The sequence below is a fragment of the Aeromonas sp. 3P genome, assembly GCF_051919745.1.
GTDB classification, from domain to species: Bacteria; Pseudomonadota; Gammaproteobacteria; order Enterobacterales; family Aeromonadaceae; genus Aeromonas; species Aeromonas veronii.
On the sequence record NZ_JBQBED010000001.1, the window covers coordinates 2,534,811 to 2,547,410 of the forward strand.

Annotated in this window: 9 protein-coding genes and 1 pseudogene; 3 read left to right on the plus strand and 7 right to left on the minus strand. The window is 60.7% G+C overall.

What is annotated here, in order from left to right; translation table 11 throughout:
- Nucleotides 1–53: 53 nt before the first annotated feature.
- Entirely contained in the window at nucleotides 54–818 is a 765-nt protein-coding gene (locus ACTG19_RS11615; protein ID WP_113740339.1) for a substrate-binding periplasmic protein, read from the plus strand.
- Nucleotides 819–826: 8 nt separating this feature from the next.
- Here the strand turns inward: ACTG19_RS11615 and asnC are convergent, their stop codons facing one another.
- Nucleotides 827–1,288, minus strand: a complete 462-nt coding sequence (asnC, locus tag ACTG19_RS11620; protein WP_005339783.1) for a transcriptional regulator AsnC — start codon at nucleotides 1,286–1,288, stop codon at nucleotides 827–829.
- 154 nt (nucleotides 1,289–1,442) lie between these two features.
- Between asnC and asnA the strand changes: the two genes are divergently transcribed.
- Nucleotides 1,443–2,435: an aspartate--ammonia ligase gene (gene asnA / locus ACTG19_RS11625; RefSeq protein WP_113740338.1), complete on the plus strand. Its 993-nt coding sequence runs from the start codon at nucleotides 1,443–1,445 to the stop codon at nucleotides 2,433–2,435.
- 287 nt (nucleotides 2,436–2,722) lie between these two features.
- Here the strand turns inward: asnA and clpB are convergent.
- The 3 genes and pseudogenes from clpB to rluD all read right to left on the minus strand — a co-directional run bounded on the left by clpB (nucleotide 2,723) and on the right by rluD (nucleotide 7,328).
- Nucleotides 2,723–5,295, minus strand: a pseudogene (gene clpB / locus ACTG19_RS11630) (ATP-dependent chaperone ClpB).
- Between the two features lie 202 nt (nucleotides 5,296–5,497).
- A complete protein-coding gene (gene pgeF / locus ACTG19_RS11635) occupies nucleotides 5,498–6,235 on the minus strand; it encodes a peptidoglycan editing factor PgeF (RefSeq protein ID WP_439989094.1) in 738 nt (245 codons plus the stop codon).
- Nucleotides 6,236–6,347: 112 nt separating this feature from the next.
- Nucleotides 6,348–7,328: a 23S rRNA pseudouridine(1911/1915/1917) synthase RluD gene (rluD, locus tag ACTG19_RS11640; RefSeq protein WP_005339771.1), complete on the minus strand. Its 981-nt coding sequence runs from the start codon at nucleotides 7,326–7,328 to the stop codon at nucleotides 6,348–6,350.
- Between the two features lie 117 nt (nucleotides 7,329–7,445).
- On the opposite strand from rluD, the gene ACTG19_RS11645 reads away from it, so the two are divergent.
- Nucleotides 7,446–8,201 (plus strand): outer membrane protein assembly factor BamD, encoded by a 756-nt coding sequence (locus ACTG19_RS11645; protein WP_439989095.1) that lies wholly within the window; start codon nucleotides 7,446–7,448, stop codon nucleotides 8,199–8,201.
- Nucleotides 8,202–8,336: 135 nt separating this feature from the next.
- On the opposite strand, the gene ACTG19_RS11650 is transcribed toward ACTG19_RS11645, so the two are convergent.
- From ACTG19_RS11650 to ACTG19_RS11660, 3 genes are all read right to left on the minus strand, one after another.
- Nucleotides 8,337–9,665, minus strand: coding sequence for a CoA-disulfide reductase (locus ACTG19_RS11650; RefSeq protein ID WP_439989096.1), 1,329 nt, complete (start codon nucleotides 9,663–9,665; stop codon nucleotides 8,337–8,339).
- Between the two features lie 97 nt (nucleotides 9,666–9,762).
- The gene (locus ACTG19_RS11655) at nucleotides 9,763–11,163 is read right to left on the minus strand and encodes an L-cystine transporter (RefSeq protein ID WP_088870353.1); all 1,401 of its coding nucleotides are present in this window, start codon (nucleotides 11,161–11,163) and stop codon (nucleotides 9,763–9,765) included.
- Nucleotides 11,164–11,296: 133 nt separating this feature from the next.
- Nucleotides 11,297–12,598: an L-cysteine desulfidase family protein gene (locus ACTG19_RS11660; protein WP_040070060.1), complete on the minus strand. Its 1,302-nt coding sequence runs from the start codon at nucleotides 12,596–12,598 to the stop codon at nucleotides 11,297–11,299.
- Nucleotides 12,599–12,600 lie beyond the last annotated feature (2 nt).

Here is a 12,600-nt window from a genome sequence, read left to right on the forward strand (position 1 = left end):
ATATACTGGAATCAGGTCTTGGAATATCTTCAAACGGGCTCAGGAGACGTAGTTTGCGTGTGATCCCCCTGTTTTGGTTGCTGTTTCCACTCGGATTGCCCGCCAAAGAGCTGGTGATCTGCGGCACCATGGAGCCCCCGCTCAAGTATCTCGATGCCGATCAGAAACCCCGCGGACTCGATATAGACATAGTCACCGCCATCTTCGACAAGCTGGAGACGCCCTTTCGGATCGAGCTGGCCGACTCCGGTGCCCGCCTCACCCGCAATGCCGAAACCGGCGCCTGCGATCTGGTGATGACCCACTCCTACAAGGCAGAGCGGGAGAGTTATCTCATCTATCCCCAACAGGCCCATCTTCGCCACAGCTGGCACTTCTTCGTGCGCAAGGCGGACCTGATGAAGATCCGCTACGAAACGCTGGCCGACCTCAAACCCTGGCGCATCGGCGTGACCAAGGATTTCTCCTACACCCCTGAACTGGCAGCGGCCATGACCGACCCGACCTATCAGTTCCAGGAGATCACCATGAACCAGCTGCAACTGCGCAAACTGCTGGCCGGACGGATCGATACCGTGCCCATGCCGCTGGTCACCGCCTTCACCCAGATCAAGGAGGAGGGGCTGACAGGCAAGGTCGATTACCTGCCCAAACCGCTCAAGAGCAGCCCCTACTTCAACACCTGGGCCCGCGCACGAGCGGATGCACAGACCCCGGCCCTGATGGCGGCCTACGATGCCGAACTGCTGCGCATGAAGCGAAACGGCAGCCTCAAGGCCCTCTACGACAAGTACGCCATCCCCTATATCGAACCCTGATCAAGGGGTCAGGGTTTCACATCCCGCAGGATAGGGTTTTGCAGCGAAATCAGAGTTTCAGTGGACTGGATCTCGTCGATGGTCTGGATCTTGTTGATCAGCACTATCTGCAGCTCGTCGATGGAGCGGGTCATCACCTTCATGAAGATGCTGTAGTGGCCCGTGGTGTAGTAGGCCTCCACCACTTCGTCCAGCGCCTGCAGCTTGGCCAGCGCCGAGGGGTAATCCTTGGCACTCTTCAGATTGATCCCGATAAAGCAGCAGACGTCGTAACCCAGCTTCTTGGGGTTAACCTGCACCCGTGTCCCCTCGATGATCCCCGCCTGTTTCATCTTCTCCACCCGCACATGGATGGTGCCCGGGCTGACCGCCAGTTGTTTCGCCAGTTCGGCGTAAGGGATCCGCGCATTCTCCATCAGAGCGGTGAGGATGGCCTGATCGAGATTATCGATCCGGTAATTTTCCGGCATTTTTTTGCACTCCCGCTAACGATACCTCATTAAATGACGGCTTATTTTGAAGAAAAAAATACACAAAGCCTATTTCTATTATCGATTATTGAATTTAGTTGGCAATCCGTTGAAGAATCACCACATCCAACGGGGTTTGAAACAGGAATTCAGCATGAAACAGCACTACATTCGCAGCCAACAGCAAATCAGCTTCGTCAAAGAGATGTTCTCCCGCCAACTCGCCCAGCAACTGGGTCTGATGGAGGTGCAAGCCCCCATTCTGAGCCGAGTCGGTGATGGCACTCAAGACAACCTCTCTGGCCACGAGAATGCAGTGCAGGTCAAAGTGAAAACCCTGCCGGATCACAGCTACGAAGTGGTCCATTCACTGGCCAAATGGAAGCGCCAGACCCTGGGTCGCTTCGGTTTCGGCCCGGGCGAAGGGATCTACACCCACATGAAGGCACTGCGTCCGGATGAAGACAAGCTCACCCCCATCCACTCGGTCTACGTGGATCAGTGGGACTGGGAGAAGGTGATGCCGAGCGAGCGCCGCGATCTGGCCTATCTGCAGGAAACCGTGCGCGGCATCTGGGCCGCTATCAAGGCCACCGAGCGCGCGGTCTGTGTCGAGCATGAGCTGACCCCCTTCCTGCCGGCGGAGATTCAGTTCCTGCACAGCGAAGAGCTGCTGGCCCGTTACCCGGAGCTCGATGCCAAGGGGCGCGAGCGTGCCATAGCCAAAGAGCTGGGGGCGGTGTTCCTGATCGGCATCGGCGGTGCCCTCTCCCACGGTGAGCGTCACGATGTGCGCGCCCCCGACTATGACGACTGGAGCAGCCACAGCGAGCTGGGTCTGGCGGGTCTGAACGGTGACATTCTGGTGTGGAACCCGGTGCTGCAAGACAGCTTCGAGATCTCCTCCATGGGGATCCGGGTCGATGCCGAGGCGCTGCGCCGCCAGCTGGCTATCACAGGCGACGAGGATCGCCTGCAGTACGACTGGCATCAGGATCTGCTGGCCGCACGGATGCCGCAGACCATCGGCGGCGGCATCGGCCAATCCCGTCTGGCCATGTTGCTGCTGCAAAAAGAGCATATCGGCCAGGTGCAGGTCGGCGTCTGGCCAGCCGAGATGAAAGCTGCCGTGCAAGGCATGCTGTAACGAATGAAGGCCATGCCGGCGCCATCTCAGCCGGCATGGCAACAGGCAGGTGGCCGTCGGGGTTGAGCGAGCGCATCCCCGGCAGGCTGTAAGACGCAAGGCCGTTAGCGGCTTTGTTTCGAAATCGGGGGCTTGCCCCTGCGACCCGCTCAACCCACGTCAGGTCGCGTCACTACATTCCTCCCGGCAATCTTCGGATTGCCGTTTTTTTTGCGCCCGAATCCCCGCCACCAGATATGACAACGCCAGCCCGAAGGCTGGCGTTGCAAACATCGGCACGAGATCGGTTACTGGGTCATGGTCAGACCGTTGCTGTCGGCCCCCAGCACCAGCTTTTTGCCCGGCACGATGCGACCGGAGAGCAGGGCCTGTGCCAGCGGGTTCTCCACCTTTTGCTGGATCGCCCGCTTGAGGGGCCGCGCCCCGTAGACGGGGTCGAACCCGGCATGCACCAGCTTCTCGAGCAGCGCTTCGCTCACCTCCACCTCGTAACCCTGGGCCTCCAGTCGACCCATCAGGCTCTTGAGCTGGATGCGGGCGATGGACTTGATGTGATCCTCGCCGAGGGGATGGAACACCACTGTCTCGTCGATCCGGTTGATAAATTCCGGCCGGAAGCTGCGGGTCAGCACATCCATCAGCATGGCCTTCATCTCGTTGTAATCCTTCTCGGAGTGGTGCTCCTGAATCAGATCCGACCCGAGGTTGGAGGTCATGATCACCACCGAGTTGCGGAAATCGACGGTGCGACCCTGACCATCGGTCAGGCGGCCATCATCAAGCACCTGCAACAGGATGTTGAACACATCGGGATGCGCCTTCTCCACCTCGTCCAGCAGGATCACCGAGTAGGGACGACGGCGCACAGCCTCGGTCAGATACCGCCCTCTTCATAACCCACGTATCCGGGAGGTGCCCCCACCAGACGGGCCACGCTATGTTTCTCCATGAACTCGGACATATCGATCCGTACCATGGCATCCTGGGTATCGAACAGGAACTCCGCCAGCGCCTTGCACAGCTCGGTCTTGCCCACCCCGGTGGGCCCCAGGAACAGGAAGGAGCCTATGGGGCGATTCGGATCGGAGAGACCAGCACGGGAGCGACGAATGGCGTTGGAGACCGCATCGACCGCCTCTTCCTGACCAATCACCCGGCTGTGCAGCTGATCTTCCATCCGCAGCAGCTTGTCGCGCTCCCCTTCCAGCATGCGGGCTACCGGAATACCGGTCCAGCGGGCCAGGACGTCTGCGATCTCCACGTCGGTGACCCGGTTGCGCAACAGGCTGGTCTCCTGCATCTCGGCCTGGGTGGCGAGATCCAGCTGTTTCTCCAGCTCGGGAATGCGGCCGTACTGCAGCTCGGACATCCGGCCCAGGTCGCCTGCGCGGCGCGCCACATCGAGATCCTGACGGGCCTGCTCCAGCGCAGCCTTGATATGCTGGGTGCCGGCAAGGGCGGCCTTCTCGGCCTTCCATACCTCGTCCAGCTCGTTGTATTCCCGATCCTTCTCGCCAATCTCCTGATTGATCAGCTCCAGACGCTTGCGGCTGGCGTCGTCGTCCTCTTTCATCAACGCCTGCTGCTCCAGCTTGAGCTGGATGATGCGCCGCTCGAGGCGATCGAGCGCCTCCGGCTTGGAGTCGATCTGCAACCGGATGCTGGCTGCCGCCTCGTCGATAAGGTCGATGGCCTTGTCCGGCAACTGACGATCAGCAATGTAGCGGTGGGACAGCTGGGCCGCCGCCACAATCGCGGGGTCGGTGATCTGCACATGGTGGTGCAGCTCGTAACGCTCTTTCAGGCCGCGCAGGATGGCGATGGTGTCCTCCACGCTCGGCTCTTCCACCAGCACCTTCTGGAAACGGCGCTCCAGCGCGGCATCTTTCTCGATGTACTGACGGTACTCATCCAGGGTGGTGGCGCCGACGCAGTGCAGGTCGCCACGGGCCAGCGCAGGTTTCAGCATGTTGCCCGCGTCCATGGCCCCTTCGCCCTTGCCGGCGCCGACCATGGTGTGCAGCTCGTCGATAAAGAGGATGACGTTGCCCTCCTCCTTGGCGAGATCGGTCAGTACGGCCTTGAGCCGCTCTTCAAACTCACCGCGATACTTGGCCCCGGCCACCAGCGCCCCCATGTCCAGCGACAGCACCCGCTTGTTCTTGAGCCCTTCCGGCACTTCGCCGTTGATGATGCGCTGGGCCAGCCCCTCGACGATGGCGGTTTTACCGACACCGGGAGCACCGATCAACACAGGGTTGTTCTTGGTGCGGCGTTGCAGCACCTGAATGGTACGGCGGATCTCGTCATCACGGCCGATCACCGGGTCGAGCTTGCCGAGTTCGGCCCGCTCGGTCAGATCGATGGTGTACTTCTCCAGCGCCTGACGGTTCTCCTCGGCGTTGGCATCTTCCACCTTCTTGCCGCCACGCACCTTGTCGATGGCCGCTTCGAGTTTCTCCTTGGTCAGCCCCTGAGCGCGCAACAGCTCGCCCAGCGTTCCCTTGTCGTCGAGGGCTGCCAGCACGAACAGTTCGGAGGAGATGAACTGATCCTTGCGCTGCTGGGCCAGTTTGTCGCAGACGTTGAGCAGGCGGCCGAGGCCGTTGGAGAGCTGCACGTCCCCTTCCACACCGCTCACGCGCGGCAGGCGATCCAGCTCCTCACCGAGACGGGAGCGCAGGGCGTTGATATCCATCCCGGTCAGGGTGAGCAACGGACGGATAGAGCCGCCATCCTGATTGACCAGTGCGGTCATCAGGTGAACGGGTTCGATGAATTGGTGGTCACGACCCAGCGCAAGAGACTGGGCATCGGAAATAGCAATCTGGAATTTGCTGGTCAGGCGATCGAGGCGCATTGCACTCCCCCTTCAAACAGGCAGACGCCGCTTGCGCGGCAAACAACATAACTTTCTGAGATGAAAGATGAGGCCCGTACGGGCTATTTCAAGGGCATGGGCTGGTTATTTTTTCTGCAAAGCGGGGAGAGGGTAGGATCCCCGCCTCTCTCATACGGATCTGGTCTTGAGAGAGACGGGGTATTACTTGGCGGGTGATTGCTTAGCTGGCCAACCAGATGAGGGAGGCCATCCGGCCGGTCTGGCCGTCACGACGATAGGAGTAAAACTGCTCGCTATCGCTGAAGGTGCAGTATTCGCCGCCATAGACGGCGGTAACGCCAGCGCGGGCGAGGCGCAACCGCGCCAGCTGGTAGATATCTGCCAGCCATTTCCCCTCATTGGACGAAGGGATGAACGCCGCTTCTGCTTCGGCCTGCTCGGCCATAAAGGCCTCGCGCACCTCGCCACCCACTTCAAACGCAGTGGGGCCGATGGCCGGGCCCAACCAGGCCAGGATCTCGCCCGGCTCGCAGCCCATGGCGACGATGCTCGCCTCCAGCACGCCCTCTTTCAGGCCACGCCAGCCTGCGTGGGCCGCTGCGACCACAGTACCCGCCCGATCGCAGAACAGCACCGGCAGACAGTCAGCAGTCATCACGATGCAGGCCAGATCCGCCTCATGGGCGCAAGCTGCGTCGGCATCCGGCGCCAGCTCATAATGGCTGCTGACCGGATGAACCACGGTGCCGTGCACCTGATTGAGCCAGTTAAGGGGCCCCGGGATGGCGGCCGCCTGCTGCAAGCGGGCGCGATTGGCCTCGACTCGCGCCGGTTCGTCACCCACGTGGGCCCCCAGATTAAGGCCAGCAAAGACCCCTTCACTGACGCCGCCATCCCGGGTGGTCGACAACGCCCTGACACACGCCGGGGCTGGCCAGTCGGGTTCGATCCATTTCATCTGTGACTCCTTCAATTCACCGATATAAAAACGGGGCTCCTGCAAGGGAACCCCGTTTGGCATCTATTCGGGCCGGATGACGCCAGAAACCGACGCAGCAGGCCCGATCACATCAGTTCCAGACCAGATCGTCTGGATTGGCGAGAGTATCCGCGCGCAGCACTTCCATCAGCTCCACCATGTCTTGCGGTGTAGCTGAGTGCCACTGCATCACTTCTCCCGTGATGGGGTGAGCCAGTTGCAGCATGGTGGCATGCAGCGCCTGACGGTTGAAGTTACGCAGTGCCTGGGTCAGCTCGGGGGTCGCGTTGCGCAGCGGGCGCAGACGGCCACCGTAAGCGGGATCTCCCACCAGCGGGTGTTTGATGTGGGCCATGTGGACACGGATCTGGTGGGTACGGCCGGTCTCCAGACGCAGACGCAGACGGGTATGGCCACGGAACTTCTCGTGAACCCGGTAGTGAGTCACGGAAGGACGACCATTGGGCACCACGGCCATGTGGGTACGCTGGGTCGGGTGACGGCCGATGGGCGCATCAACGGTGCCGCCGGCGGTCATGTGACCGATGGCGATCGCTTCGTACTCACGGGTGATCTGGCGCGCCTGCAGCGCTTCCACCAGATGGGTCTGGGCGGGTACGGTTTTGGCAACCACCATCAAACCTGTGGTGTCTTTATCCAGACGGTGCACGATACCGGCGCGGGGTACCTCGGCAATGCCGGGGTAGCGGTGCAGCAGGGCGTTGAGGATGGTGCCATCCGGCGTACCTGCGCCCGGGTGAACCACCAGACCGGCCGGTTTGTCGATCACCAGAATGTGTTCATCTTCATAAACGATGTTGAGCTCGATATCCTGGGCATCCCAGCGAGTATCATCTTCCAGCTCGACATTCACATGCACCTGCTGCCCGGCCAGAATCTTCTCGCGCGGGGTGTTGGCAACCTGACCGTCCAGGGTCACTCTGTCCTGTAAAATCCACTCCTTGATGCGGGTGCGGGAGTAGTCTGGAAACAATTCGGCCAGGGCCTGGTCGAGTCGCTGCCCGAATTGGTGATCCTGGAATTCGCCTGTCAGTTCAATATGCTGGCTCATGTATGGTCTCTTGAGCGGGGGGTATCAATTCGAAATAATCCGGGTATTCTAGCTTTTCTTTTAGCCAAGCATAACGGATACTTTGCCAATTTCGTGGAAATGGACCGGATGTTGTTGATGGGAAAGAAGTCTCACCTGCTGATGTCGCTCGCCTTGGTCGCTACCTTGATCACAGGCTGTTCCAGCACCAAACCCAAGGTACCCGACGAACCGCCGGAGACCCTGTACCAGAAAGCACGCCTCAAACTGGACGTTGGCAATTACGTGCAAGCCACTGAATTGCTGGACGCTTTGGACTCTCGCTATCCGTTCGGCGCCTACTCCAACCAGGTGCAGCTTGACCTCATCTATGCCTACTACAAGCAGGATGATACCGCTCAGGCGATCGCCAATATCGACCGTTTTATCCGCCTCAATCCGGCGCATAAAAATATTGATTACGTCTTCTATATGCGCGGCCTGACCAACATGGCGGCGGATTACAACTTCTTCCAGAGCCTGTTCGGTATCGATCGTGACGACAAAGACCCGGCTTATGCCCGTCAGGCATTCCAGGACTTCAAGACCCTGTTGCAGAACTACCCCAACAGTGTCTATGCCGCCGATGCCCGCGCCCGCATGATTGGCCTGAAGAATCGTCTGGCCCGATATGACCTGAGCGTGGCCGAGTATTACGTGAAGCGTGATGCACTGGTCGCGGCCGCCAACCGGGCCAAGCTGATTGTCGAAACCTACCCCGACACAGCCGAAACCGAGAAGGCGCTGGAGATCATGGTCGAGTCTTACGACGCTCTGAAGATGCCGCAGCTGGCCAAGCATGCCCGCGAAGTGCTGGCCAAGAACTACCCGGAGAACCGCCTCGGCCGTGGCTGAGTGATACGGATAAACCGGTAACAAAAAACCGATGCCTTGGCATCGGTTTTTTTATCGCTGCAATTTACCCTCAGCTATTACCCGCAGATTGCTCTGCAGAGCAGAATCTGCGTAACGACGCAGTCATCGCAACGCTTACTTCGCGACATTACCCGCCACGTTCAGGGCATCCCAGGTGCGGGAGAAGGGCGGCGCGTAGGCAAAGTCCAGCATGCCGAGCTGCTCGGTGGTCACTCCCATGGTGATGGCAACCGCCAGCGCGTCGATGCGGTGGACCGCCCCCTTGCGACCGAGGATCTGGCCACCCAGCAGCCGCTTGCTGCCCGCCTCGTAGACCAGCTTGACGTGGATGTCGGACTGACCCGGGCAGTAGTTGGTGTGGCACTTGTCCTTGATCACCACTGTGCGATAGTCGATGCCCATCGCCTTGGCTTCCTGCTCGGAGAGGCCGGTACGGCCCGCCTCCAGCCCCAGCACCTTGAGCGCGGCAGAGCCGAGGGTGCCCGGGAACTCCTGCTCGGCACCCGCCAGGTTCTCGCCTACCATGCGCCCCAGCTTGTTGGCGATGGTGGCGAGCGGTACATAGACCTGCTGCTGCTTCACACTGTGCCAGACGCTGGCACAGTCACCGGCCGACCAGACGTTGGCCAGCGAGCTGCGTCCCTGACGATCCACCTTGATGGCGCCGTTACCGAGCCGCTCGATGCCGGTATCGGCCAGAAACTCGGTGTTGGGCTTGACCCCGGTGCAGACCACCACGATATCGGCCTCGTACTCGCCATGGCTGGTGCGCACGCCGGTCACCCGACCATCCCCCAGCAGTGCTTCAACTCGCTCACCCAGATGAAGAGAGACCCCCTGCTCGCGCAGTTCGGTTTCGATGTGCTGGGTGATCTCGCCATCAAACGCGTCGGGGATGACCCGATCCGCCAGCTCGATCAGACGCACCTCCTTGCCCTGATGGACCAGCGCCTCGACCACTTCCAGCCCGATAAAGCCGGAACCAATCACCACGGCGCGGCGATTATTCTTGTCTTGCACCGCAGCTTTGAGCGCCAGCCCGTCGGCCATCCGGCGCAGACCGAATACCCCTTGCTGCTGCAGACCGGGGATGGGGGGCATCACTTCGCGGGCACCGGTGGCAATCATCAGCCGATCGTAGCGATCGGTGAAGGTGTCGCCGTTGTGCTCCACCTGCAGGGTCTGGGCAGTTGCGTCAACGCTCAGCACCCGATGGCCAATCTTGACCTCGATCCCCTTGGCGGAGAACTGCTCGGGGGTGAACTCGGCCATGTAGCCGGGCTCCTGAAACTCGTCGCCGACGAAATAAGGCAGGCCGCAGGCACCGAAAGAGATCACTTCGGAGGCCTCATACACCACGATTTCGGCATCTTTGGCCAGACGGCGTGCCTTGGCGGCCGCGCTCATACCGGCGGCTTCGCCACCGATGATCAGAATTCTCATTGTTTTTCCTCTCAATGGCGCAGGGAGGGCATGCCCTCCCTGCGGTCTATGACGGGAAAGGGTCGCCCCTTTCCACAGGCAGATCAACCGACGCAAATCAGACGGTGGACTCTTCGCCGTCCAGACTCACTTCGTGATCGCTGTTGAACACATGCATGTCGGTCTCGCCCATCAGGCGGCTGGTGACCGTCCCTGCGGTGATGGAGCCGGAGACATTGAGGGCAGTGCGGCCCATGTCGATCAGCGGCTCGATGGAGATGAGCAGACCGGCCAGCGCCACCGGGAAATCCAGCGCGGAGAGCACGATCAGCGCGGCAAAGGTAGCACCGCCGCCAATCCCGGCCACCCCGAAGGAGCTGACGGTAATGATGGCGATCAGAGTCATGATGAAGCCCGGCTCCATCGGGTTAACCCCGACGGTCGGGGCAATCATCACTGCCAGCATGGCCGGATAGATACCGGCACAGCCGTTCTGGCCGATGGTGGAACCGAAGGAGGCGGCGAAGTTGGCGATCCCCTCCGGAATACCCAGCGACTTGGTCTGGGTCTGCACGTTCATCGGGATGGAGCCCGCACTGGTGCGCGAGGTGAAGGCAAACGCCAGCACCGGAGTGATCTTCTTGAGGAAGCGCAGCGGGTTGATGCCGACCATGCTCACCAGCAACAGGTGCACGACAAACATGATCGCAATGGCGCCGTAAGAGGCCATCACAAAGCTGAGCAGGTTAAGAATATCCGCATAGTTGGAGCCGGAGACCACCTTGGTCATCAGCGCCAGTACGCCGAACGGGGTCAGGCGCAGCACCAGGGTCACCATTCGCATCACGATGGCATGAGCCACAGCCACGAAGTGGCTGAAGCTGGCGAAGATCTCCGGCTTCTTGCGGGCGATGCCGGTAGCGGAGAGGCCAATGAAGATGGAGAAGATCACCACGGCGATGGTGGAGGTCTTGCGCGCCCCGGTCATGTCGAGGAAGGGGTTGGCGGGAATGAACTCCAGCATCATCTTGGCGAAAGACATGCTCTCGACGCTGCCGAGGGTGGTCTGCAGCGCGGCACCACGGGCGCTTTCGGCGGCACCGGAGGTGAGCCCTTCAGCGGTCAGGCCAAACAGGTTGGACATCAGGATGCCCGCCCCGGCGGCGATGGCGGTGGTGAAGATCAGCACGCCGATGGTCATGGCGCTGATCTTGCCCAGCGCGGTGCCACCATTGAGCTTCAAGATAGCGCTGATGATGGAGACCATGATGAGCGGGATGATGATCATCTGCAGCAGCTTCACATAGCCGCTCCCCACGATATCCAGATAGTCGATGGTCTGAACAATGACGGGCGAGCCTGCACCGTAAAGCAGTTGCAAAGCGGCGCCGAACAGAATACCGAGCCCCAGACCGGCAAATACCCGGCGGGTGAAGCTCACATGTTTTTCCTGTAACCGGTAGAGAAAGAACAGCAAGATGGCGGCGATGGCCAGATTGCCGATAACGCTAAATGTCATGGTATGACTCCCCAAAAAGTGGGCTTGGGCCCGAGAAACAAGAGCAAGCGCCATGCTTGCCCTGGCAACCGTGTCAGACGGTCTGCGCCGTCGTGACAAGAACAAGGGGGTCTATCGCCCCCTTGTCACAGATTCACTGCTTCTGCTGTTTCGCTCGCATGATGTTGATGATTTCGATGTCTGTATCCAGCATCCCCTCTTTGGAGAGGCGGCCCAGATTGGCGATGGTCTGGTCCACATCGTCGGAGACGATCCCCTCGCTCTGGGGCACATGCAGGTTGTTGATAGCCATCAGCGAAGACTTAACCGCCGCCGAGGTGGAAGTGGAGACCTTCATGGAGCAGGCGCTGCCCGCGCCGTCGCAGATGATGCCGGAGACATCGCCAATCATGTTGTTGATGCAGTGGCTGATCTGCTGATACTGGCCGCCCAGCAGCCAGGTGATGGCGGCACCGGCCCCCATGGCGGCGGTACTGGCGGCGCAGAGGGCCGACAACTTGTTCTGATAGGTCTTGATGTAGATGGCCACCAGATGGCTCATCACCAGTGCCCGGGTCAGCTGCTCGTCGCTCGCCTTGAGGAAGCGGGCAGCCGCGACCACCGGCATGGTGGCGGCAATGCCCTGATTGCCGGAGCCGGAGTTGGACATGGCGGGCAGCATGGCGCCATCCATCCGCGCATCGGAGGCAGCAGAGGAGAGGCGCATCGCCAGGGTCATCAGGTCATCGGAGAGCAGCTTGCGCTCCACCTGTTCGGTGAGGATCTTGCCGATCTTCAAGCCGTAACCCTGCAACCCTTCGTCCGCCAGCGCCTGATTCATGGTGGCGGCTTCGCGGATAAAGTCGATCTCCGCCAGCGGCACTTCCAATGCAAAATCGACGATCTCCCGCAGGGTCATGGCCGGTTTGGCGGATTTGGCTGGCTGGATCTGCACGCCGGGGGCGCTGTTCTGCTCCATCAGCACCTCGCCATCCTTCTCCATCAGGATGATGCGGGTGTGGTCGGTGCAGATCACCACCCGGGCACTATGGCCCTCCACTTCGGCCAGCACCTCGGCGTAGAGCACGTCCGGCACATCCTTAACATCCACCTTGATCACCGGCAGCAACGTCTTGGCCGCTTCCACCTGTTCTGGTGTGAGGGTCTTGAGCACCTCCAGCCCGGCATCGGGATTACCCCCTGTTATGCCGACCGCAGCGGCCACCGGCAGGCCGATCATGCCGGTGCCCGGTACTCCGACCCCCATGCCGTTCTTGAACAGATTGCCACTGACCCAGACGCTGATGCGGGTCGGGGTCTCCCCCAGCAGCTTGCGGCAGTTGGCCGCCGCCAGCGCCACCGACATCGGCTCGGTACAGCCCAGGGCCGGCACCACTTCACGCTTGAGCAGGGTAATAAAGTCGGTCCATTGTGCTTTCATCGCAGTGTTTCTCATGT